Genomic DNA, 26,036 nt, shown 5'->3' with positions numbered 1-26,036 from the left:
AAAAAAATAAAAAGATGGCAGAAATATATCCATTAGTAAAGTTTCATTTCACAGTAGATTGGGCTGGAACAAACATAGGTTTTACTGAAGTCTCAGGATTAGATTTAGAAACCGAATTAATAGAATATCGTCATGGTGCAAGTCCAGAATACAGCAAAATTAAGATGCCTGGCATGCAGAAATACAGCAACATTACCTTAAAACGAGGATCATTTAAAAACGATAATGAGTTTTATCAATGGTGGAATACTGTAAAACTAAACACTATAGACCGAAGAGACATTACCATCAAGCTTTTAAACGAAGAACATGAACCCGTAATTGTATGGAAAGTAAAAAATGCTTTCCCAATAAAAGTGCAGTCCACCGATTTAAAAGGAGATGGCAATGAAACCGCAATTGAATCATTGGAAATTGCCCATGAAGGTTTAACCATTCAAAACGGTGATTAATGGCAACGTACTACCCTCCAGTTAGTTTTCATTTTAAAGTAGAATTCAATGGAATTTCAACTCAAGAGACAGATATTCAATTTCAATCTGTTGCTGGGCTTTCTGTCGATATCGAAACAGAAGAATTTGCTGAAGGTGGTGAAAATAGATTTAAGCACAAATTTCCAGTGAGAACAAAATTCCCAAACCTTGTTTTAAAACGAGGTCTGGTCACAGACTCAAAACTCATAGACTGGTGCAGAGACGCCATCGAGAGTTTTCAGTTTGCTCCCATAGACCTTACTGTGAAATTACTTAATGAAAAACATGATCCGCTAGTTACATGGAATGTAGTACACGCCTTTCCAGTAAAATGGACAGTTGCAGATTTAAATGCTGAAGAAAACAAACTTTCAGTAGAAACCATAGAATTAGCCTATAACTATTTTACACTCGTATAAGATGCCAATTGAAATTAAAGAGCTACACATTAAAATTAATGTAAACGACAGCAACCAAAGCAATGCAAGTGCTAACAAAGCACCTGGAGGAAATGCTGCAAATCTTATATCTACTTGTATAGAAAAAGTATTTGAAATTCAAGACCGTAAAAACGAACGATAGATGAGCACTGGAGAATTAAAAAAACTAAAACTTATTGGGTACAAGGATGACAAATTCACCGAGAAAATTGCAGACGGTGAGTTTACCACCTTATTAAACCCAGAAAAGTACACGTTTAAGTATAAAGTCGAATATACCGAAGCTCAAGGACAAGGAACCAGTGCCAGTGCTCCTAAGTTTGTTAGAACACCACCCGAAGATTTTGAACTCGAGTTTCTTTTTGACAGAACTGGTGTTATCAAGGGACAGAATAATGAATCGGGAGACGGCATAATTGATGACATAGAAAAGTTCAAGAAAATAGTTTTCGATTATAACGGCGATGAGCATAAACCAAATTATGTTATGATAGGTTGGGGCACCCTCCTTTTCAAAGGATCCCTTCTCGAAATGTCCATAGACTTCAAACTCTTTGCCTCAGATGGTACACCATTAAGAGCTGTAGCAAAGACTAAGTTTAAAGGCACCGTTGAGGATGATCTCCGTGTGGCAAAAGAAAATAACAATTCACCAGATTTAACTCATATAAGAACAGTAAAAGAAGGTGACACATTACCACTTATGACTTTCAAAATTTATGGAGATAGTAAGTATTATTTACAAATAGCACAAGTAAATAATATAACCAACTTTAGAACATTAACAACAGGACAAAAAATCAAATTTCCTCCTATAGAAAAAGTATCCTAATGGACAATAGCAGAACCATAAACACATCACAAAGTTCAGATCTTATTACCTATACGGTTTTAGTTGATGGAACTGCGCTATCTGAGGTTTATCAGGTTGCTAGTATTACTGTTGACAAAGAAGTAAATAGAATCCCGTTTGCCCAACTTATTTTTTATGATGGAGAAGCTAATTCTCAAGATTTCAATTTAGGAAATGAAAACACCTTGATTCCTGGAAACGAGGTAGAAATTAAAGCGGGTTATCACAATGATGAAGAAACCATTTTTAAAGGTATAATTATCAAACACAGTATTAAAATTCGGGAGAATAATTCCTTATTAATTGTCGAATGTAAAGACCAGGCCGTAAAAACTACATTAGGGAGAAAAAGTTGTTATTATTACGATAGTGCAGATAGCGATATTATTGAAGAAATTCTTTCTAAACACAATCTCGAAGCAGATGTAGAAAGCACGGCATACAAGCACAAAGAATTGGTGCAATACCGCACTTCCGATTGGGATTTTATAATGACAAGAGCCCAAGCAAATAGTAAAATATGTATTGTTGAAAACGGTGCTATAAAAATCGTAAAACCAGATTTTTCATCAGAATCAGTACAAACAATAGCATACGGAGCAACCCTTTTAGCCTTTGATGCCGAAATAGACGCCCGTAATCAATTCAGTAAAACAACAACCTATGGCTGGAATCCTTCCGAACAAGAAATTGTAGAAACAGAAGCGAATGATCCAGCTCTAAATTTAAATGGGAACCTAAGTATTTCCGACTTGACCGATGTTCTGGCAATAGAAAACTTAGAACTAAAACATGGAGGTAGTTATAACTCAACCATTCTACAAGACTGGTGTGATGCACATGCACTATTTCAGCAAGCTTCAAAAACACGTGGAATAATCAAATTTCAAGGAATTCCCGAAATAAAACCTGGAGTTGTAGTAACGCTGGAAGGTGTAGGAGACCGCTTTAACGGAACCGTATTTATTAGTGCCGTTAGACATGAAATAACCGATGGAAATTGGACTGTCAATGCAGAATTTGGAATCAATCCGAAATGGTTCAGTGAAACATATGACATTCATGAAAACCCCACAGCTGGATTAGTATCTGCAGTGAACGGATTGCAAGTTGGAGTCGTCTCACAACTGGAAGATGACCCCGATGGTGAAGACCGAATCCTTGTACAAATACCTATTATTAACAATGAAGAACAAGGTATTTGGACACGAATTGCCTCATTAGATGCAGGTGAAAATCGAGGTGCTTTTTTTAGACCTGAGATTGGTGATGAAGTTATTGTAGGTTTTATTAATGACGATCCTAATCATGCCGTAATACTTGGTATGATGCATAGTAGCGCTAAACCATCACCAATAGCGGCGACAGATGACAACCACGAAAAAGGATTTGTTACTCGCAGTGAAATGAAACTGTTATTTGATGATGACAAAAAATCAATCACTATCGAAACACCTGGTGGTAAAAAAGTTATAATCGATGAAGATGCTGGCTCCATAGTAATAGAAGATGACAATAACAATAACATTACTTTAGACAGTAATGGCATCTTAGCCGAAAGTGGCTCAGACTTCATCATAAAAGCTACAGGAGATGTTAAAGTAGAAGGAACAAATATAGAATTAAAAGCCAATGCTAATTTTAAAGCAGAAGGTAGTGCTGGAGCAGAAGTTTCAACAAGTGCCGTAGCTGTTTTAAAAGGATCATTAGTTCAAATAAATTAACACAATGGGAGCACCAGCAGCAAGAATTAATGACATGCATGTATGTCCTATGGTAAATCCAGGAGGCGTGCCACACGTAGGAGGTCCTATTCTTCCTCCTGGCGACCCAACAGTATTAATTGGAGGAACACCAGCAGCAAGAGTTGGTGATATGGCGGTTTGTACCGGGCCTCCAGATTCAATCATCATGGGATCATCAACAGTCCTCATCGGAGGCATGCCCGCAGCAAGAATGGGAGATAGTACAGCACATGGAGGTACCATCGTTCTTGGAGAATTTACAGTATTAATAGGATAAAAATAAGAACAAACAAAATGATTAACGAAGACATATTTTTAGGTGAAGGCTGGAGTTTCCCGCCACACTTCGATCGAAATACAGGCACACTAGTCACTACATCTGGTGTGGTAGACATTAACAAAAGCTTAGAAATTCTATTATCAACAAAATTAGGCGAACGCATTATGGTTCCTGGCTATGGCTGCAATTTAGAAGAGCTTTTATTTCAACCATTAGATATTACGCTTAAAACCTATATCCGTGATTTAATAAAAACAGCAATCCTTTATCATGAACCCAGAATTGATGTCCTTAAAATCGACTTAGATACAACTAACGAATTAGAAGGCGAAATTCAAATTATAATAGAATATATAATCCGAAGTACAAACTCAAGAGCAAATATGGTATTTCCATTTTACAAAGTGGAAGGATCAGAAATATAGATATGGCAAAAAACTGCGAACATACCTTTTTAATAAACCATAGTGGTACTGGACAAGCCGAACGCGTTAAAAGTGCTTTGGTGCCTGAAAATCTCAAACTGAATGATTTTACGCTTTCAGAATGGATGGAATTTGCATATACCTTCGCTAAAGAAGTAAATTATTTTAGTACTCAAGATACCAACACACCATTAGGCAACTGGGAAAACTTTTTTATAGAAAAAGAAGAAATTACAAGTTTTCTATCCGAAATTGAAACAGGGACTTCACTCACCCCACACCTAACGCTGTTTGTTTGCTTTCTTAAACTCATAGAACATTCCAAAACACGATTTAATGGAATTACAAAACGACATCTCGATTTTTACTACAAGGAAATTCTTCAAATTGAAAAGAAAGCCCCTATTGAAGATAGTGTACACCTTATTTTTGAAGTAGCAAAGAATATATCATCTACAAAAATAAACGAAGGCACATTACTAGAAGCTGGTAAAGATCCTGATGGTAATAAATTACAATACGCCACAGATGAAGAAGTTGTAGTAAATAAAATAGCTGTAAGTTCTTTAAAAAGCATTTATCACCATATAAAACAAAAACCAACAGAAGAAAGTGCTTTGTATGCCGCAAGTCAAGTAGATTCTATCGATGGAAAAGGAGGAGCATTTAAAGAAGAGCCTCAATGGCTTCCATTTGGGTATCCAGAACACTATAAACCAACTACAGTATTAGAAACTCCAAAGCTAGGTTTTGCAATCGCAGCACCTACTTTAAATCTTCAAGAAGGAGATCGTGATATACTTGTAAAATATACAACAGAAGATCACATAAACACTATAAGCACAGCCAATCTTGCAAACGTCTTTGAGGTGTATGCAACAGGAGAAAAAGGCTGGCTAGGCCCTTTTACCTTGGAAACGACATCCAAAACAGGTTACGCAACCCAAGTTTCTGACAATAATATGGAGCTCTATCTTGCACTAGATAAAAGTCAGGAAGCTATCTTACCTTACGATAAAAAAATCCATGGTGAGAATTTTGAAACCACACATCCAGTTTTAAGATTTTTACTTAAAACACAACAACCGGAATTTAATGAGGGCTATAAACTATATACCCAACTTTTAAAAAAACGTATTCTAACTACAACAATAAAAGTAGCAGTTGCAGGAGCAGAAAAAGTAAGCCTAAGAAATGATTTGGGCGATTTAGCAGAAGATAAGCCTTTTCATCCTTTTACAACACAACCCATTGAGCGTTCTTCCTTCTATATAGATACGCCTGATGCATTTAGTAAGAACTGGAAAACGATAACAATAAGGGCGCCATGGCTAAACACGCCGTCAGATTTCATGGATCATTACATAGCATATAGAAAAACCGACACTAGTAAAAACCTATCCCCTGCCATTTATCAAAATGCTCTAAGTAATGTAGATAATCTATACGTAGATAGTAACGATTATTTTAAAGCCAAACTTACTATCAATAATAATGAAACTTCAGATGTCATAAATGCCGAAACCTCCTTATTTACATCAGCAGAAGAAGGGTTCGAATTACAACTTTCAATACTAGCAGAAACAAGTCCCAAAATTAGAAAAACGGGACCTCTAAAGCTTTCATTAAACCAATCATTTTTGCATGCCATCTTTCCGCAAGTATACGCTTTAGCTCTTACAAGTAAAGTCGATACCTTATTACCAAATGAGCCATATACGCCATTCATCGAAAAGTTATATGTAGACTATACTGCAGAACAAATAGTTGACTTCCAAAATCCATCAGATACAACAAAGAATTTAGACACGATTCAATTATTTCATGAACATCCTTTTGGGCAAGCAGAAAACAACCTATTCGTAGCACCCGAATATTGTCAAGGAGGCACCCTATACATAGGCCTCACAGGTACCGTTACATTGCAACAAGTGCAACTATTATTTCAATTAATTGAAGGTACCGAAAATCCATTGGCAGATTCCTTTGCAACAAACGAAAAAATCACATGGTCTGTACTACAAGGCAACGATTGGGAGGAGTTAGATAGCAACTATCTATTAGGAGATAGTACTGGTAATTTCTTAAAAACAGGTATTGTTACAATTACAATTCCCTCAGAAGCAACAACAGAACACTCGTTATTACCATCAGGAATGGTTTGGCTAAAAGCAAATACACAACGAAATTTTGACGTCGTTTGTCGTTTCAAAGCGATTCATGCGCAAGTAATTAAAACCACTTTTAGCAATAATAAAAACGAGCTTTCCCATCTAGTTGATGGTCTTGAGGCTGGTACCATAAGTAAGCTTACCGAAAGAAACGCGCATATAAAGAGCGTAACTCAACCATACGGAACTTTTGGTGGTAGCCCAGAAGAAGGAGACGAAAATTACTATCAGCGCATTTCAGAGCGTATCAGACACCGCGATCGTGCCATCAATTTATGGGATTACGAACATCTAATTTTAGAAGAATTTAAAGAAGTTTATAAAGTTAAATGCCTTAACCATACAAAAGATAACAATTTTCATGCACCAGGACATGTAGCCATTGTTGTAATTCCAGATACTGTAAATCAGAACGCGTTCGATATTTTTCAACCAAGACTTAGCACAGCAAAAAGAAATGAAATACAAACCTACATAAATGGTCTAAACACCATGTTTGTTGAAGCACAAATTATCAATCCCGATTATGAAGAAGTAAAAGTAACCTTGAATGTTCAATTTAATACAGGCTATGATCAAAACTATTATACCAAGCAATTAGAAGAAGATATTAAAAGGTATTTATCGCCATGGGCCTACAAGGAAACAGCTAGCCTACATTTTGGAATAACCTTTCATAGAAGTAAACTCATTGCCTATTTAGAGCAGCTAAAGTATGTAGATTATTTAGACAGTGTTGTTTTAAGACATATTAAAACTCCAGGAACAACTGGTACTGCCAAAACTAATATAATTCCAACAAGCGCAAAAGCCATTTTGGTCTCCGCTAAAGAACATAGCGTAACCGCAATTACATCAAAATGTAAATCCACCGAACCAATAAATTGATATGCCATGTCTACCTTAGTTAAAGATACAACCATAACTAAAAGCACTCAAACCTCAGACGATCTAGATTTCGATTTTCTAAGAAAGCAAGGCGTGTCTTATATTGAAGAACTGGGTAGCAAACTATGGACAGATTACAATTCGCACGACCCAGGTATTACCACTTTGGAGGCATTATGTTATGCCATTACAGATTTAGGTGCTCGTATGGCACTTCCAATGGAAACCTTACTCGCCGAAGAAAGTAATTTTGATTATCTAAAAGAGCAATTCTTAACCGCCGAAGGTGCTTTGCCTATTAAACCCGTTACAGCACAGGATTATAGAAAAATATTTATTGATATAAAAGGCATTAAAAATGCCTGGCTAAGAAAACATGAAAAGACCGTATATATCGATTGTAAAGAAGATAAACTCTCCTATCAACCTTTCGAAATTGACTCCAATAACCAACATGAATTTGTTCTTAATGGCTTGTATGATATCCTTATTGAAATAGCCCCTTTAGATGAAGATGTATTTGATACAGATGCTAAAAAAAATACTGAGTTAAAAAGATTAAAAAAATTGGTTCGTGAGACCTATCATGCACATCGTAATTTATGTGAAGATCTTATAAATATTGAAGAAGTTGATGAGTTTCCTATTGCGGTTTGTGCCCATATTGAATTGCTCCCAGATGCAGATGAAGAATTAGTACATGCCCATATCCTGCGAGCAATCAAGAATTACCTTTCGCCATCCCTGCGGTTTTATTCACTAAAAGAAATGCTTGAAAAAGGCTATCCAACCGATAAAATCTTCAACGGTCCACTATTAGAAAATGGATTCCTAGACGTGACAGAATTAGAAGCCTCAGAATTGGTAAAAGAAGTTAGATTAAGTGATCTCATTCAAATTATACAAAAAATTGAAGGCGTTGACGTCATCCGAGATATAACCATAAACACATGTGATGGCAGTACTTCAGACAGCTTAGAATGGAACATATGCGTAACTAAGAACATGAAACCTATTCTTTGTGATAAGAGTGCATTTAGTTATTTTAAAGGCTACCTTCCACTAAACCTGAACCAAGATGCAATAGATAATCATTTAGAAAACTTAGAGACAACAGACCATACAGCCGCTAGTATTGTGGCATCAGCATCGAAGGAACTGGAGCTTCCATCTGGATCTTATTTAGATACAGGCTCCTATAGTACCGTGCAAAATGATTTTCCAGACGTCTACGGAATAGGTCAATTAGGAGTAAAAGCTCGTGCCACAACAGCAGAAACATCTCAAGCAAAACAACTCAAAGCGTACCTCCTGTTCTTTGACCAAATTTTAGCATCTTATTTCGCTCACTTACAAAAAGTAAGCGAAATCCTTTCCATTAATGGAGAACTGCGTGATACCTATTTCACCCAACTGGTAGCCAATGTTAAAGACAGAACAGAATTGGTTTCTTCAGAATACAGTACAGATGAAAATCTTACCTCTCTACTATTTCAAACATTAGATGATAAAGTAACAAGAAGAAATGAAACCTTAGATCACCTATTAGCACGTTTCGCAGAAAATTTTAGTGAATATGCTTTTCTGATGAAACAACTATACGGCTCTTATTCAGATGAAGAAGTATTAAAAACCAAGGAGGGATTTATTCAAAACTACAAAAACATAGGATGCCAGCGTCCTTTAAGCTTTAATTATTGGAAACAAGCACCAGAAGACTTATGGGATACATCAAATATTTCTTCATTTCAAAAACGAATAGCACTCCTTACGGGCAATACAAATTACTTCCGAAGAGATTTTTCTAACGATCCGTTAGAAATCTACGAAGAGATTGATATGGATGGGAAAATTGAGTACCGTTTTAGGTTTACTAATGAAGCGGACACCATTTTATCATCATCTAGCAAACATTATCATACGCTAGCAGCTCTTTTTGCTGAAATATTAGATGTAAAAAACTACGGCCGATATGTAGAAAATTACGAAATCAAAACAAATATCGCTGGTAAATTCTATTTTAATTTAACCAATCCCTTATATCCAGATCCAACGGACGAGCGTCATGTGATAGCACGAAGAATCCCAGCCTTCGATACGCTCGCAGAAGCAGAAGCTGCCATCGATGAAGTAGTCGCCTTTATGAATGAACTCAAACCCAACGAGGGGATGTACGTGATTGAGCATATTTTGCTAAGACCGAACGTGCACAAACCGTCACTAACTCCACATTTCATGCCTATTTGCACTGAAAATTGTGATAGTTGTGAAAGTGTAGACCCCTACTCTTTCAGGGTTTCTATTGTATTACCTGGTTGGACAGAACGTTATTCAAATATTGACTTCAGGCGCTTTATGGAAGATCTCATTCAAAAAGAACTACCATCTCACATACTCGCAAAAATATGCTGGATTGGATATCCATCAAGCTTTGATACAGCAACCGAAGAAAATGAAATGATGGTTCTGGAAGATGCTTACAAAGCATGGTTACTGGACAAAACTAATATGGGACAAGATCAACCCATTACAAAAATGAAAAACCTTATTTCCATTATGAGTAGTCTACACACGATTTATACACAAGGTAGATTACACAACTGTGATAATGATGACCCACAGCAAAGTGTCATTCTTGGACGCACAAATTTAGGTAAACTTTAATGCAAATGTTATGAGCAGAAAACTTTTAGAAATTACACCGCAGTACAGCTCCTTCGTGGATGACCAAGTACTTACCTCCGCAAAACTTAATGAGTTTATGGAGTATTTTGATGAACAAGATAGACTCACGCGTGTTTGCCTTACAGGTGTTGGTATTGCTTGTGGATTTAGAGTTGAATTTGATGCAACAACTTCTCAAATCGTAATACACCAAGGTTGTGGAATTACCACAGATGGTGATCTAATTAAACTCCAAAACGATATCGAAGTTGAAGAAGAAGCTGTTTCAGGAAGCTCTTTCAAAAACATCAACGAGATGGTGGATAGTATAACATTTACGCACTCCAAATTATTTACAGATGAACACGTTTTATATCAACCCTTCCAAGACGAAGGCAGTGTAATCACATTGCATGAATTAGTATCAGATGAAGATGCATCAGAAGATGAAGAAGCTTCTTTACTCACATCTGCGGTACTCGAAAACAAAGTAGTTGTTCTATACTTAGAATGCTACGAAAAAGATGCAGACATCTGTACAACTACCAATTGTGACAACCAAGGGCAACCCAATATTCAGAATGTAAAAGTGTTACTTATTGATAAAGATGCTGTTGAAAATATTGTTAACAGTGAAGATTCAATTTTTAATAAACATAATATTTACGAGACAATTCTGGCATTGCCCAGAACTGCAGTTCAGCGTGTCATTCTCAATGGGGAAAGTGGCGGAAACAATAATATTTCTAACTATGCAGAAATTGCTGCTACCTATAAAACTAAAATTACAAATGCAAAAAACGAATTAAATACCGCTTTTGGTGATTTTTTCCTTGGTTTCTCAGAATTACTCAACATTTCAAATGGCGTAAGTAATACCATTCTAAACCAAATTGACGATTTGGATAATTTTTCAAATGACGAACGTGTGCAATATCGCTATACACTCACAAAAAACGTGAGCGACACCTTCAATGAAATAGCCGATTTATTATTGAAATTAAAAGCCGAGTGCTGTCCAGATATTCATGCCTTTCCAAAACACTTACTCCTTGGCTGTTTAGAATCTGAAAAAGTATACCCAGAATTACGACATAGTTTTTATCATGCTCCTGTAAATAATGATTATCACACGATTATTAAAAAGGTAAAATCCTTAATAGAACGTGTTCGTTTTATGTTAGATAATTTCAATTTGAACAATGCCCAAGAAATTGAAATCACCCCCTCCTTAAGTTGTGGGCCTTTAGGATCAAAGGCTATTCCTGTTTATTTTGATGTTGATGAATTCTTATTAAAAGCCTGGGATTTCGATAAAACTGAAAATTATAAGCAACAATACAATCTTAGCTTTCATAAATCTCTTTTAGCACCAGGTAGTTGGGTACAAAATCCGTTGAATGTTGAATTAGACTGTACCGATTTATATAGAATCGAAGGTCATTTTGGAGAAGAGCCTTCACAAAGTAAAAACTTTGTAGATAGCACTAAATCAAACAAAGGACTTGATTTCGATTGTTTAATGTTTGATATCGATAAAGACAAAGAAGAGTTTTCAGCATTCGTTCGGGAAAACCCTTCCATCACGCATAAAGGAGGTGTAGACAAAGGAGGCACATTCATTTTACTATCAAACGATAAAGAAATCCTCGCAGATTTTACATTATCTTATAAAATTGCTCCAGAATCTGGAGGCATAGGCTGTTGTAAATTAATTGAATGTTCCTACCCTTGGATTAGCTCCTTAAAATATTTAAATAATTTATCGCGTAGTTTACTTGGAACACAAAGTAAAAATATGCTGATGCCCCAAGAATATGTATTTACTGTACTGAGTTACAAAATAAACGGACAACCTTTAATTTCTTCGCAGCAAATAATACGTATTCCCATGGGAGAAATCTTTTTAAGAAGAATGCATGCTGTAACAGCTGCATTAAACAATAAATTCCCTGAAGGAGTTGTGTTCGATTATAATGAGGACCAAAAACGGTTATTAATTATAAGAGCAAAAGATGATACATTTTCAATCAGATTAAAAGAAAGCTCATTAAACACAGATAACGCTGTCTATTCATATTCAAATAATGGAATGTTTAAGGACAATAAAGTCTTTAGACCAAAATCAATGATTTGTCGGGATATTGACGGTGCTAAACCTTCATTTTATAGAAGCCTTCACAAACAATACGATCCATCAATTACAAAAGATGATGATTATGGCAGTTATGATGAAAAATGGAGAAAATGGGAAAACCTTGTTTTTATTGAACTACCAAAACATGAACTTTATTCAGATAATCAAGTAAGATTTATTACTAGACAATTCCACTTCCCTAGTAATATAAGAGCAAAATTAGAAAGTATAAGAGATGCCTTTATAGGTATAGACCAAACAATTGAACTGTACATTGATGGAGATTGGGTTAACGGAACTTGGGTTGATGACCAAATGTTAAAACATTACAATGCGAATAAAGATGATAAAAATGATGCTGTCGTTAGCTTTATTAACCTAAGAGCATCGCTTCATAACAAAGCAGTGGCAAAAACAACTAAGCTTTCTGTATATATTGGAAATATAAATTATGATGAATCACATCAAGCAATAATTGATAGATTCTGTCATGATGCAGATTTCTATTATTCAGTACCAACAGGGAATACAATGAGAGAAATACGATGAAAACAAAAGCTTCAACTTTACTCAGTATTACCTGATTTAGGTTGAAGCTTTTATGGGGAGCATATCGCCCCTAGTCCAGTAACACATTACGTGCTCATTTCGAGTTGTAAATATAGATAAAAAATTTCAATTAAACAATGGTTCAAGAAAAAAATATAATAAAAAAACTAAATGTAGAAGTTAATACTTCTTCTTTAGCAGACGCTTTCTATTTTAAAGACCATTTAGATACTTTTTTTCGTGATGAAATTTATCCAGAGATTAATAGCATTTTTGAAAATTTGCAAATAGAAACAGGGAATAATTTTGTTCGATTTGATAGTATTCCTCTCGAAATAAACATTTCAAGTAAAGATTCAATAAAAGACATTAAACCATTTATAATAAGCAAATTAAATAATATATTAACAAAAAAAGAAAAGCAAAAATCAAACATAAAAAAGACCACTTATAAAGCATTAGAAAATGACGTAAACGTTCTAGTGTTTTATTTAGAAAAAGGAAGATATCCCTGGTTTTCCTCAGAAAAAAAGCTGGACTCAAAAGCTATTAAAAGAATACTAAACACCCCCCTTTTTCAATCTAAATTACAGCGAATTATACCCAGTAAAAATGTTCAAAAAAGACTCATTTACCAATTCGATGATAAGCTCTTAACTGAGCTCGTTTTTTCCATTTTAAAAGTTAAAGAACAACCTAAAACCACCGCATTAAATTTAACTATAATTAAAGATTTTAGATTGGAATTTTGGTCAATAATTTTAGACCAGATTACAAATAAAAACACAACGCAATATTTACAAAAAACAAAAACATTGGTAAAGCGTGTTTTAGGAAAATCACTGAGTTCTAATAAGCCCATTATTATTCCAAAAAAAACATGTGAACTACGCATACTTCCGCTTATCAATTTATGTAATTTATTGAGTCCGTTGACTATTGTTTTTCAAAAATCAATAGACCATACAATCAGTCTACAACTTTCTAAAAAGTTATCACAAAAACAAGCAAACGTAAACAACCACATATTTTTTAAAGATTTCAAAGCTAAAGAAACAATTTTCAAGTTAAAACCCGAAGAATCAGTCATAAAATCTAAATCCGAATACGTAGAAACAAAACAAGTTAATGAACCTTCAGATAATGGTATCCTCGTCAACAATGCTGGATTAGTACTACTTCACCCCTTCTTAAAACAATTTTTTAAAAACTTAAAGTTTCTTTCTGAAAATAATGAAATCCTAAACGAAAAAATTCCTGAAGCCATATACGTGCTTCATTATTTGGCAACAAAACAAGAAAACCCAAATGAGCACGATTTGCTATGTGAAAAATTTATATGCAATATTCCTTTTGAAGAAGCCATTTTACCAATTAAATCAATAACAAAAGAACACAAAACAGCCTGTAATGACCTTTTAAGCTCGGTATTAACACATTGGCCAGCACTTAAAACAAAAGATGTTGATGTATTGCGTAGTGAGTTTTTAACACGTGAAGGAAAAATTACAATAACAGCGGAAAAAGAGAAATTATTCGTTCAACGTAAAACCGTAGATATCCTCTTAGATCGTTTACCATGGAATCTCGGAATTATGTCATTACCATGGAAAAAAAATATGGTGTTCTTGGAATGGTAAATTTAAATAAATACGCGGAAAAAATTATAAGAATATGAGAAAGCGAAGAAAAAGACCAAATTTAAACACATCTATTGGAGATGGAGGACAATTCTTTCCAGGAGTACAGAAAAAATTAGCCGTAGGTCAACCAGGAGATGCTTTTGAAGTTGAGGCAGATAAAATGGCCGATACCGTTGTGAGTGGCACTGAAAGTGGCGCTGTTCAAAAAAAAGAAACCGAAGATGAAATACAACAAAAACCTTTGGCCGAATCTATAAGCTCAGTTCAGAAAAAAGACATGCCTGCTGAAGAAGAAACTGTTCAAAAAATGGAGGAAGAAGAAGCCGTTCAGAAGAAAAGTACTAATGTAAACACGTATGCAACAAACGGAACTGAAACGACGCTAAAGCAACAAAAAGGTATGGGAAATAAAATGGATACTCATACACAAAATGAAATGGAACGTGGTTTTGGAGCAGACTTTAACAAAGTCAATATTCACTCAGATTCAACAGCAGAAAAGCTGAGTAGTCAATTAGGGGCTCAAGCTTTTACTCACGGAAATGATATCTATTTCAATAAAGGCAAGTACAACCCTAACTCCACAGAAGGCAAACACTTACTGGCACATGAGCTTACTCATACTATTCAACAAAACGGTAGCAAAGAACAAGTAAATCGAGCTCCAGAAGAAGCAAATACGTCTCAAACCTGTGAAGGAAAAGAAGATATTAGTGATTTATTTAAGATGCTTGCGAAAGATGCTAACACAATTATTGACGGAGCTGAAGATCTTTCTACTGATGAGAAAAAAGCTAAAAAAAGCGCTGTGACCAGAGTACTATCCCCAGAAGGAGTCTTTTCTACTCAAACTACTACGTTCTTCGCTTGCGACAAAATTAACTTACCTGGTCTGGATGGTGCTTCAGAAAACGGGTTTAATGGATATTCTGACGAACAATCAAATGAAATTGGTATGCTAAAGAACTTCAAGGCGGACATTGCTGGTTTTGTTTCTAACAAAGATATGGATGCTTTACTTAGAGTTCTGAAACTTGTTGCGCATGAAAAAACACATATGAATATAAAAGGGGCTCCTATTGTTGCTCCTACGGACTTACAAGAAGGAAGTCCTGAAAATGCTGCTGCATTAAGTAGTTACTATGTAGAAGAGATACTGGTAAACGCAGAAGAAATCGTCGTTAATTATTACTTCACAAGTGGAGATTACGATGTTCCTCATTCCTTATCCAAGGAAATTCATGATTATTGGAAAAAAATCACTGCTATGTTAACACTTGAAAAAGCAGAAGAAATGAAACAATTTATTGTTAAATATTTAGAACAAAAATATAGTTCCAAAAATAAGGAGAATGCTATTTCCATTGGAATCATCAATGCTATGGAACGTGGTAATTGGAGAGCAAACCCTATGCATGAAGATTAACTTAAAAATTACTTTAATTAATCCTCAATGAATTTGTATTAAAATGATTTAATGAAAGCTTTTACTAAAAATAATAATGATTCATCCACTTCGTCTACACGAAGTCAGGATAGTACACCTTTTTTTGGAATTCAGGCAAAGCTTTCAGTGGGAGAACCCAACGACAAGTATGAAAAAGAAGCGGATTCAATGGCTGATCAAGTAGTTGCAAAGTCCGGTCAATCTGATTCATTTTTTAGCAGCAGTGATTTCTTCCCTGCTTCAACTCCTAATACTGTTCAAAAGCTTCCATTCGAAGAAGTTCAACAACAAGACGAAGCAGAAGAAATTCAAGAAAAACCATTAGCCGATTCCATCACACCTGTTGTACAATTACAACCCTTAGTTATTCAAGAAAAATGCTCGGCTTGTGAAGAAGAAGATAAGAATGTACAAACCAAAAGTAGTAGACCAAATCAATCTAGCGCAAGTGGCGCCTTTGAAAACAAACTAAGCAGTTCGAAAGGTTCAGGTTCTCAGCTTAATGGCAATTCTAAAGCCGAAATGGAAAGTGCCTTTGGAACAGATTTTAGTAATGTTCGCATTCATACAGACAGTAATGCCGTAGCTATGAGTCAGGAAATTGGAGCTCAAGCATTTACCAATGGAAGGGATATCTATTTCAATGAAGGAAAATACAATCCTACGAGTAATTCTGGCAAACATTTATTGGCGCATGAATTAACACATACCATTCAGCAAGGTGGAAGTAGCGGGGTGGCACAAAATAAAATACAAAGATGGCCCGGATGGGCCGACAGTGCAGCTAATTGGGTGACCGATACCGCATCGAGTGCGGCGAGTAGTGTTGCAGATGGAGCTATGTGGGTAGGTGGACAAGTTGCAGATGGCGCTGAATGGGTTGGCGGACAAGTCGCAGACGGTGCAGCTTGGGTAGGAGACCAACTAAGCGAGGCCTATGATTGGTTAATTGAAAGAATAAATGGAGCTATTAATTCGGGAACTGACTATTTAGACAATAAATGGGAAGAAATAAAGGCTTTTGGAACCTCATCTTTTGATGATATAAAAAATGGTTTTTCTGCACTTGCAAGTTTGATTACCTCACCAATGTCAACTATGGTTGCAGCATTATCAGATATGAACGCAGACTTTCTTGAAGGTACTTTTAATGATTTAAAAGCAGGAGGAAATGCTTTATTAGCAGGTATTAATTCAGTAGTTAATGATGTACTAGCAGCAGGTGAAACTATTTGGAGTACTATAACTGGATTCATTGATGGAATTTTTGATACAATCGACGGTCTTTTCAATAATTCCGCATTTAATTTATTGCCAGATTTTATAACAAGTGGATTACGATCTGCACTTAGTGGTCTCAGATCATTATGGAACCGTGTATCTTCTTTCTGGACGGATCTTTGGGATCGATTAACAAGTTTTGCACGAGAAATAATTGATGCAGTACAATCATTCGTGGAGAATGCTATTAACTTCGGAATCGAACAAATAATTTCTATGGTGAGAAATCTTAAGGAATTATACGATTTCGTCATGGCGACATTGATGGATCCGGCGGGAACGGTCGCTCCTATGGTAGAGGCTATTGCTAGAAAGATTAGCGAAGAGGGACCCGGAAAGTCTCACGAACTAGGTAACCAACTTGCCCTTGATAATTTCACAGGAGATAATTCACAAGCTCAAGATAATGGCACCATCCAACGAGTTGTGATCGACGGGGAGGAAAGAACAACGGCGTCAATATCGGAAGTAATAGAAGGGATCATGTACTACCTCGGTGAAGCGTGGAAAGGGTTAACCATGTCAAAAATCCTAGAGATGCTCTGGAAGACCGTCACAGACCTGATCTGGCCATGGAGTTCAATTGGCCAACAATTCGTTACGCTTTGGAACGATGAATGGGCAACGGCCTATAATAGTCTGTATATGCCCAGAAACTTATTGGTTAACCCCATCGGGTGCTTACATGATATTTGGTCGAATTACATGATTCTTTTTGATTTCCCAATAGCTTTAATGAGAACACTCAATAATGTTGTTGGTTTATTGATGGGGTGGATAGCCATTCTTATGATGCTAATAGGAGCTGTTATAGGTGGATTGGGTGGAGCTATGTTCTTTGGCGTGGCGATACCTGCAGGAATTGGAGCCGGAGCAGCTGCGGGACTTGCAGTTATGGAACCTTTAGGGTTAATATTAGCTGCATCCATTATTGGTACTGAATCCAATGCGGCCGCAATAATTATGGGACGACTATTTACCGCCAATCAAGTTTGTGAAAAAAGACAAGTGGATATTATGCAGGCAGTTACTAGTGTTATTACTGCAGCAGTAACAATAGTCGTAGCCGTATTAATGGCACTTTTGGCCAAGTTAATAGCATTGATAGCTGAGTTCTTGAAAGGAGCGCCAAAAGGCATACCTACCCCAGATCCTGTACCTGTACCTGCACCTGGACTACCAGCACCAGCACCCGCTCCACCATTACCTGTGCCAAGCCCACCAGCTCGACCTGTGCCGGTTCGCCCAGCCCCATCACCAGCCGCTCCTCCACCAAATGTGATTCCTTTTCCAGGTAGACCACAACCAGGAGTTCCACAGCCAGGTGTTCCTGATAGAATTGCTGCAAAGTTTGAGGATGATGAAGATGGCGCTACTTTGGCACAAATGATGTCGGAAGAAAATGAAGAAACTCCAATCATTCAAACTGCGAGAATTGATAACATTAATCCTGATGCCTGTGATGATGATGATGATGAATTACCTCAAACAGAGGTAAATAATAATATGGACAGTATAGGTCGTGCAAGTTATGTGATCGCGGATCCGCTAACGAGAATTCCTGGAGATCCAGGTGGCTCGAACCCAACCACTGACCCATCTGTTCCAAGAGGTTGGCCCCACGTAAGATCATTTGATCTAGATTATGACAAGGACAAGGTATTAAGAGTAATGAATTGGGTCAAATTCCACTTACTTCATAATCTGAGAATGCATGGGCCAGGCGAAGGATGGAATTTGGTTCCAGCTAGTAAAAAAGATAATTCCGCATATTACGGTGACTTTGAAGAAACCATGGTAAACAAACTGGGGCCTACTTCCAATGGTATTTATACCTATGAAATTACTGTGGACGGATATCGCGAAGCTACTGATGAAGCACCTTATTTATCAGATTTTCCAGTTTCCTTAACTATTAATGCAAAAGAATATAATGACTATCACAATGATCGTTCCAAAACAACACCAATCTTTTCTGGGAAAAATTTCACATTCAAAGATTCACCATTAAGATCAAGATCTCCAGATGAAGTTAAGTCCTTCATCATGAACAATGGTGGGCGGACTAACCTCGTAAACTTTACGCAGCTTGGTGAATGGGGCGCCAGACAATTCGCCGCGATTAGCGGTGCTTCCTCAGTTTCCGATATAGGCCGACAGCTGGTAGAAGAACCATCTGATAATAGGTCCCAATTTGAAACAAAACTAGGATATTTGAGAGATGTTAGGGATAGTTTAGGCCCATTCCTTAGAAACGATGTTCATGAAGCAAATGTGTTTTTGTTTAATGAAAACGAAAATGTAGATGTCATTCGAGGGGAGGTAAGTCAAAAAATTGCAGAATATGAATCTGTATTAAGAGATAATAATCATATCACATTAAAAAGTAAATTTGATAAAGTCGTAGAAGCCGATAACGGATTAGGCTCAAACGATGTGAAAAATAAAATTCAAGATGAATTCGACATCAATAGAGATCTTGTGAATAAATATTTGAGAGGCGCAACAAGACCTAATCCATATGTAATACGCGATATTATAACATTTTTAAACACCCTTTATAATGACTAATAGTTCAGAATTTTGGTGTAAGTACACTGATAGACAAATCTTAGAAGCAATTAAGCGATATTTATACCAACTCTATGGGTTTAAAAAAGACAGTATACCTAAGATTAAAGATGAATTTTTGAAAAATATATATTTTTCTACACACGTTCTTGAGTTCTTAATAGATGAAAGCTGGGCCGTATTCAACGAAAGTATTTGGAATATAAAAGACTTTTATCAGGCGATAGGATATTTTAACGGTCGCTTTTTAAATAAGTTAGAAAAAAAGATCACTTATTACGATCCTTATGAAGATGATAGTGTTCAAGAATTTGTTATTGATACTCAACTTCGATTGGACATCAATATTTCTGAAGCCATGAGATTACATCAATCGAAGTTCGATTCAATTATTAGTGAACTAGAGTTGCTTATTCAGCAAAACAAAGAAAGAAGAGATAATATTTATATAGAAAAATGGAAACAATAAGAAATATAATAGCCTTATCATATAAAGTAAATAAACACGATACAACAAATGATAACTACCGAAATAAATAATAATATAAACATACTTTTTTCATTCCTTAAAGAAGTTATACTATGGCGTCTTGAAAACCTCGAAATTTCCTTTGATGAAGAAGCCCCTAAAATAGATTTGACTGCACTTCCAGCAACAACAATAACATCCTTTCTCATAAACAGAAAAGTGTCGCAATGGGAACTTGTAACTTTTCTAATTGCTTTAAGTCCAAATATAAAACCTAGTTTTTTATTGGACTGCATTGCAGAAGCATTTCCCAACGGTACAGATTTACCACAATTTGGTGGTGTTAAAGGGAAACAACATCGCGGTATAATCCCAACAGGAGAAACAATACAATTCATATTAGGGGGAAATAATACACAGGATCGCATACAATGCATGTCTTTATTTTCTGCAACAAGTACACTAGAGAAAAGAAAGGTTTTATTTCTTGAAAAGGCCTTACCTGGCGAACCAGTTATGAGTGGTAAAGTATTACTTTATCCAGAATCATTTTCTCTTGCTACAACAGGAGTTGTTCCCCCTCCAAAAATGAGTGCACAATTTCCAGCAGAAAAACTTGAAACTGGATTAGCATGGGAGGATTTAGTATTAAATGATTCAACAAGTAACGAAGTAAAGGAACTCAAAATATGGCTTAAACACAGTGTGACTTTTCTAGAAGATTGGGGTATGAAAAACCGTGTAAAATCAGGATTTCGTGTATTATTTCACGGTCCCCCTGGTACGGGTAAAACCCTTACAGCTTCCTTGCTTGGAAAGTACATTAACAGAGACGTATTTCGAATTGATTTATCGACTGTAGTATCTAAATATATTGGAGAAACAGAAAAAAACTTATCAAACTTATTCGATAAGGCCGCACATAAGGATTGGATTCTATTTTTCGATGAGGCAGATGCAATCTTTGGAAAACGAACAAACGTTAAAGATGCTCATGATAAATATGCCAATCAAGAAGTATCCTATTTGCTTCAACGCGTAGAATCTCATTCTGGATTGGTTATATTAGCTACCAACTTTAAGGAAAATATTGATGAAGCCTTTATGAGAAGATTTCAATCTATTTGTGAATTTCATCTTCCTGCTTCGAAAGAACGACTCATCTTATGGCAATCTAATCTTCCTAAGCAATTAAAACTAGACCATACAATTAATTTAGGTGAAATAGCCGAAAAATATGAAGTAAGTGGCTCTAATATAATGAACATCATTCAACACTGCTCGTTAAAAGTATTAAATCTAAATAGTACCGTTTTAACCCTAGAAATTCTTCTAGAGGGTATAAAAAAAGAATATATAAAAGAAGGTAGATTGTTTTAAAAACTGTTTTTTAACAAATTCTAATTTATATTATTCCTCTGATTTAAATACATTTTTTTTAATTTTAAGAACAGTATAGAGAACCTTACACCTAATCAAGTACATCAAAACAATTTATAAACAGAAAAACTAAGGAAGAATTATTATGTAAAAAGCCAAGCCCTATTATTGTAAACCAATAACAGGGCTAAGAAAATAAGTTGTAAATCTATTTAAGGTGCCTTATTAGATATACCTTGGGTTATCTTTTTTAAACAATTCCAAGTCAAAACAATACGGTTGTTTTGAAATATCATATTTTGAAATAAGTTTATAGTTATGATTTACTATACTCTCATAAACATCCATAAACCATTTAAAAAGCTCCTCCCCCATACTTGAAAAAATATTTTCGAATGATAAACCTTTTAAATCATAACCAAATCTGGTTAAAATATAAGTAAAGCGCCCTAGCATTTCAAATGTCATCTCTTGTGTGAAATCATTTTTTTCGTTACAAGAATTCCAAAATAAATTCATCCATGTTTCCGTATAAATACCATGTAAGACCTCAAAAACATTTCTCGTATCTCTATCATTATTATTAAGGTTAACCATTAGGGTTTCCTTTGAAATATTCATAAAATTTTTAGTTTCAGAAATTGCATTAAAAATGACATGCCCTCCTTGATGTATTAAATCCTCAGAGAAAAATATTTCATTAGAATTTTTAGGAACATTCAAAAAAATTGTGCCATGACAGCCAAGTGATGCAAATGAAAACGGCATATCATGCCTATAGATAACTATTCTTTTAACGGCTTTAACTAATTTAGAATAGTATTTCGGAAGATGTTGTTTGATTAATATAAATGAGTTTTCAATTTCCTTTATATATGTTTTTGAAAAAAAAGGGATTTCAAATTTACTGTCAGCATTTGAACTGCCTGTTAAAAAATAGTTGAGATATGGGTTATTGTAAAATGATAATTCAATTTCTCTGTTTAAAACAAACATTGATGGTTCAAATTTATATTTAATTTCTTTCCCCCTTTGAGTCAAATCAAATGAATCGGGAAAAGATTCTGTTCTTAGAGTTAGTTTTGTATTTGTTACATCTGTTTGGAGATATCCTATACCAGGTAATTCAATGACTCCTTCTTTGTTAACATAAACCTCAATCTCATTTTCGTTGCTAAATGCTACTAAATTTTTAATTAGTATTTGTTCAAGTGTCAAAGATTTTTCTTCGCAAACAAAATAGGTAAACAAATAAGGATTAAGGAATGTATCGTCATTGTTAAAATCCAAATAACTAAAAAGGTCAGGTGCTGTTTTGTAAATAAGAAACTTGATTTTTTCTGCTAATTTTTTTTGTCCCTCTTCAAAACCTTTAGACAAAAAAGCTGGAGGTGTTATTTTTTGATCTATCATTTTATTAAAGATTTTAAAGATTCTACATATTGTTTTTCCCGCATTCCAACTAATACATGATCAACACCAGAATCTATACAAAATTTACAAGCTATTTCTGATAAAGACATATTGTTAAAATCCTTAATTGTACCATTCTTTTTTAAGGTATTTAAATAAGAATTCGTTAAGGTCATCATATTTCTTTTTGCGTAACCTCTTAATATGGCCTTGAGGTTTGACAGGCTTTGTAATATTTTAGGGGGCAAATCATTGTCAAATATTCTCATTACAAATGGAATAAGATGCTTGTTAAAAACACCATCAACAACATCTGTATTTGGAAAAATGTTCCAACTAGTTTTAACTACTTGAATTGGTACAAAACTGAGAATATCATCATGAACATCTATAGCTAAAAGTTGCTCTTTTATCTGATTTAAAAAGTTAGTGATCACCTTGAAATCAAATTCTTCATCTAAGTTTGATATGTCTTTTGTGTAATTAGCAAATCTAACAGTTCCTTTTTCTGTTACAGCTGTCAACGTTCTATTAGAAATTGTTATTAAGCCATTTAATTTGGCAAACTCTATTAAACTTTTACCTTCATAATTAGGTTTAGACGGTTCATATTCAGCAAGATTTAAAGGAAATTGGATGAATTTAAAATGATTGGTTTCTGAAATATTCTGAGCAATTTTTATAATCTTTAACAAATTTATTCCATTGTCATTATTCGGTAACTGAAACATATTAGAGCTAATTCCGTAATATCTAATTTTACCTTTCTTAACTTGTGTTTCTAAGAAAACAAATACCTTTCTTATTAACTCATAAAATCTATTATCAGAAATCGATATTTTATTTTGGTTAAAGTAATATTCAGGATTATGTAATAGAAAACCATCTATATAAGACGTTTTCAATCTTTTTAATGATGTTTTAATTTCATTCTCTAAAAACTCAGCTCCAAAGGAATGAAAGCTATTATCTGATGTTTGAAAAATTTCTTCTTTAGGAATTTTTAGTCTTTTAGACACCTGATCTATATCCTCATTGTTAGATCTAATATAACCAGCTTTTGTTATTACGAATAAATGTTTTCGCCTTTCCGAAATAACATCTCCTATAAGCATTTCGGATTCTCCATTAGTATAATTTGATGATGTATCAATAAGGTTGCATCCATTATCAATTGCATATTGGAGTGCTTGATTATGCTCATTAGAAAATTTTGAGATTCTATAAGCTCCAAATCCAATTTTATTCAATTCTTCAAGACTTAGCATAATTACTATAAATTTAATATTGAAAAAACATAGCTACCTATTGCATAGAATAGATAGCTATACTAGATTAGACTTGTAACTCAGCAGGAAGATCTCTTGTCATTAATTGAGCATCCAGTTTTTTGAAAACTGGGACTAATTCAGGAATCCATAACCCTGTTGATTCATAAAATTCTACATGACATTTCATAAAACTACCTCCATTCAATGAATCTGCCAATTTCTCAACACTTGGCGTGTCTTTCATTGATTGAAAATCATTTAATGAAATCTTTCTAAACCTTTGTTTATTTTCCATAAATATTTAAGTTGTGCCAAGATTTAATAAAATCAAGGCTGGTTATACAATGATTCAAAATTATTAGATAAGCACATATTAAAACAGAAGAAAAAACTCTCTTTTAAAGAAGGAAAAACCCTTATTTAAAACAAGGAAAAACCTTATTTTAGTTTTTGTGATTGCTTGTTCTAAATTATCTTTTGGTTTTGACTGTTCATTTATGGTTAGAATAATAAAGAATATATTACTATTTTAAATTTACTTATAGATATACTATTGTTTAATAATAGTTAAATTTCATTATTAAGACTCACGTATATTATGTCGCCAAGTTGTGCTTAGTATCTGGTAAGATTAAGAAAAAATAATACAAGGAAGCTACTTTAAAAACAGGACATTTTTTGTATTTTAAGTGTTTAAAAGAGCCCCACGCTACCTCTAGTTTCAAAACTAGTAGAGGCAAGAGTAAGCAAAAACAATTAATTCATTTTAATTTAGATTTACATCTGTGCATATAAAACTAAAAGATTCCTGCCTGCACAGGAATTTATCACCCCAACCCCCCCTCACGATCCAAACTCCTATACTGAATCGCTTCACTAATATGCGAACCATTTACATCTTCCAAGCCCTCTAAATCAGCAATAGTCCTAGAAACCTTCAAAATACAATCATAGGCTCGAGCAGAAAGATTCAAATGCTCCATGGCCGTTTTTAATAATTGTTTAGAAGCATCATCCAACAAGCAATACTTCCGAATCTGCTTCGTATTCATTTACGCATTATAATGTACCACATCCGACTCTTCAAAACGATCGGTTTTGAATCTCTCTAGCCTACGTAACTCGTTTTCTAATGTCTACCGAAGTTTCTCCTTTTCAATCTTCCGACAGCTTTCAAAAGGCACAGGCGTTACTTCAATATGAATATCGATCCTATCTAATAAAGGCCCAGAAATCTTACTCAAATACCGTTGCATTTCCGTAGGGCTGGAAGTAACAGGAGCGTTAGGATCATTAAAATAAAAACTTTTGTAACCGCATGAACGACAAAATCATGACGAAGCCTTCTGACGCAACTTTGAATACTTGTTATTTTTACACGGAGCATAACATGCTTAACATAACGGGATTCAGAGCGCAGAGAGAACCGCTACAAACATTTCTCAAGACCATGAAACCATATATAATGCTATCTACAAGTGGATTAAAGTAAAAAATCCGTTAGAGTTAAATTTTTATCCCTTAGAGATATACAAAGGACAAATATTATCTAGTCCTTTAGTATAAAAAAAAATATGATATGATACGCTCTAAAATAGTCTATGAAGATGTGCCAAAAACAAACAGTATTTTATTTATTCTTTTATTTGTGTATACTGCTACCAGTAAATCCATAGGTTTTACCCATTTTAACACGCAATTGGAGGGATTTTCCATAATAGGCGACTACGCAACATGGGTTACTTGGAGCGTGCCAATAGTGCAGCTCGTTATTGCTATTACATTTTCTTTTGCAGCTAAAGATGTAGAGGGTGCTTCGATGAATGGTTATTATGAAGATTCGTCGGGTACTATTCATCAAGAGACTGTTGACTATTCTGAGATTGCATCTCTTTCCTTTGTACACACACATGGATATTATTAAAACCTAAATATT

Annotated in this window: 19 protein-coding genes and 1 pseudogene; 16 read left to right on the top strand and 4 right to left on the bottom strand. The window is 34.8% G+C overall.

The genetic code is table 11. The features are described 5' to 3' along the window. The first annotated feature begins 14 nt into the window (after positions 1–14). The 15 genes from Q4Q40_RS13545 (at position 15) to Q4Q40_RS13475 (ending at position 21,416) form a co-directional block, all read left to right on the top strand. Positions 15–452 carry a phage tail protein gene (locus Q4Q40_RS13545; RefSeq protein WP_303302393.1) on the top strand — a complete coding sequence of 146 codons (438 nt, stop codon included), beginning with the start codon at positions 15–17 and terminating at the stop codon, positions 450–452. Beyond that, complete coding sequence (locus Q4Q40_RS13540; protein WP_303302392.1) at positions 452–892, top strand: phage tail protein; 441 nt, start codon at positions 452–454, stop codon at positions 890–892. Before Q4Q40_RS13545 ends, Q4Q40_RS13540 begins: the two co-directional genes overlap by 1 nt. A gap of 1 nt (position 893) precedes the next feature. After that, on the top strand, positions 894–1,055 hold the full coding sequence (locus Q4Q40_RS13535; protein ID WP_303302391.1) for a DUF5908 family protein: 162 nt from the start codon (positions 894–896) through the stop codon (positions 1,053–1,055). After that, the gene (locus Q4Q40_RS13530; RefSeq protein WP_303302390.1) at positions 1,056–1,745 is read left to right on the top strand and encodes a CIS tube protein; all 690 of its coding nucleotides are present in this window, start codon (positions 1,056–1,058) and stop codon (positions 1,743–1,745) included. Further along, the gene (gene vgrG, locus Q4Q40_RS13525) at positions 1,745–3,490 is read left to right on the top strand and encodes a type VI secretion system tip protein VgrG (protein ID WP_303302389.1); all 1,746 of its coding nucleotides are present in this window, start codon (positions 1,745–1,747) and stop codon (positions 3,488–3,490) included. The genes Q4Q40_RS13530 and vgrG overlap by 1 nt, the downstream gene beginning before the upstream one ends. Before the next feature lie 4 nt (positions 3,491–3,494). Further along, complete coding sequence (locus tag Q4Q40_RS13520; RefSeq protein ID WP_303302388.1) at positions 3,495–3,788, top strand: PAAR domain-containing protein; 294 nt, start codon at positions 3,495–3,497, stop codon at positions 3,786–3,788. A 17-nt stretch (positions 3,789–3,805) separates the two neighbouring features. Then, the gene (locus Q4Q40_RS13515; protein ID WP_303302386.1) at positions 3,806–4,216 is read left to right on the top strand and encodes a GPW/gp25 family protein; all 411 of its coding nucleotides are present in this window, start codon (positions 3,806–3,808) and stop codon (positions 4,214–4,216) included. 2 nt (positions 4,217–4,218) lie between these two features. Beyond that, entirely contained in the window at positions 4,219–7,275 is a 3,057-nt protein-coding gene (locus Q4Q40_RS13510; RefSeq protein WP_303302385.1) for a baseplate J/gp47 family protein, read from the top strand. 6 nt (positions 7,276–7,281) lie between these two features. Beyond that, entirely contained in the window at positions 7,282–9,939 is a 2,658-nt protein-coding gene (locus Q4Q40_RS13505; protein WP_303302384.1) for a baseplate wedge protein, read from the top strand. A 10-nt stretch (positions 9,940–9,949) separates the two neighbouring features. After that, positions 9,950–12,625 (top strand): hypothetical protein, encoded by a 2,676-nt coding sequence (locus tag Q4Q40_RS13500; protein ID WP_303302383.1) that lies wholly within the window; start codon positions 9,950–9,952, stop codon positions 12,623–12,625. 137 nt (positions 12,626–12,762) lie between these two features. Beyond that, the gene (locus Q4Q40_RS13495) at positions 12,763–14,265 is read left to right on the top strand and encodes a contractile injection system tape measure protein (protein WP_303302382.1); all 1,503 of its coding nucleotides are present in this window, start codon (positions 12,763–12,765) and stop codon (positions 14,263–14,265) included. A gap of 34 nt (positions 14,266–14,299) precedes the next feature. Continuing rightward, a complete protein-coding gene (locus tag Q4Q40_RS13490; protein WP_303302381.1) occupies positions 14,300–15,694 on the top strand; it encodes an eCIS core domain-containing protein in 1,395 nt (464 codons plus the stop codon). A gap of 51 nt (positions 15,695–15,745) precedes the next feature. Further along, a complete protein-coding gene (locus Q4Q40_RS13485; protein WP_303302380.1) occupies positions 15,746–19,567 on the top strand; it encodes an eCIS core domain-containing protein in 3,822 nt (1,273 codons plus the stop codon). Next, positions 19,560–20,036, top strand: a complete 477-nt coding sequence (locus Q4Q40_RS13480) for a hypothetical protein (protein ID WP_303302379.1) — start codon at positions 19,560–19,562, stop codon at positions 20,034–20,036. The genes Q4Q40_RS13485 and Q4Q40_RS13480 overlap by 8 nt, the downstream gene beginning before the upstream one ends. 48 nt (positions 20,037–20,084) lie before the next feature. Continuing rightward, positions 20,085–21,416, top strand: coding sequence for an ATP-binding protein (locus Q4Q40_RS13475; RefSeq protein WP_303302377.1), 1,332 nt, complete (start codon positions 20,085–20,087; stop codon positions 21,414–21,416). A gap of 225 nt (positions 21,417–21,641) precedes the next feature. Here the strand turns inward: Q4Q40_RS13475 and Q4Q40_RS13470 are convergent, their stop codons facing one another. From Q4Q40_RS13470 to Q4Q40_RS13455, 4 genes and pseudogenes are all read right to left on the bottom strand, one after another. Beyond that, positions 21,642–22,829: a hypothetical protein gene (locus Q4Q40_RS13470; RefSeq protein ID WP_303302376.1), complete on the bottom strand. Its 1,188-nt coding sequence runs from the start codon at positions 22,827–22,829 to the stop codon at positions 21,642–21,644. Continuing rightward, positions 22,826–24,097 carry an aldo/keto reductase gene (locus tag Q4Q40_RS13465; protein WP_303302375.1) on the bottom strand — a complete coding sequence of 424 codons (1,272 nt, stop codon included), beginning with the start codon at positions 24,095–24,097 and terminating at the stop codon, positions 22,826–22,828. The genes Q4Q40_RS13470 and Q4Q40_RS13465 overlap by 4 nt, the downstream gene beginning before the upstream one ends. Positions 24,098–24,164: 67 nt before the next feature. Further along, the gene (locus tag Q4Q40_RS13460) at positions 24,165–24,344 is read right to left on the bottom strand and encodes a hypothetical protein (protein WP_303302374.1); all 180 of its coding nucleotides are present in this window, start codon (positions 24,342–24,344) and stop codon (positions 24,165–24,167) included. 583 nt (positions 24,345–24,927) lie between these two features. Beyond that, positions 24,928–25,407 (bottom strand): annotated as a pseudogene (locus Q4Q40_RS13455) (magnesium chelatase subunit ChlI family protein); the annotation flags it as partial. 272 nt (positions 25,408–25,679) lie between these two features. On the opposite strand from Q4Q40_RS13455, the gene Q4Q40_RS13450 reads away from it, so the two are divergent. After that, positions 25,680–26,024 (top strand): MauE/DoxX family redox-associated membrane protein, encoded by a 345-nt coding sequence (locus Q4Q40_RS13450; RefSeq protein WP_303302373.1) that lies wholly within the window; start codon positions 25,680–25,682, stop codon positions 26,022–26,024. Positions 26,025–26,036: the final 12 nt, after the last annotated feature.

It is taken from the genome of Flavivirga jejuensis, assembly GCF_030540765.1.
In the GTDB taxonomy this organism is placed as follows: Bacteria; Bacteroidota; Bacteroidia; order Flavobacteriales; family Flavobacteriaceae; genus Flavivirga; species Flavivirga jejuensis.
The sequence above is the reverse complement of the archived record's forward strand: the minus strand, read 5'-3'. Positions and strand labels throughout refer to the sequence as shown.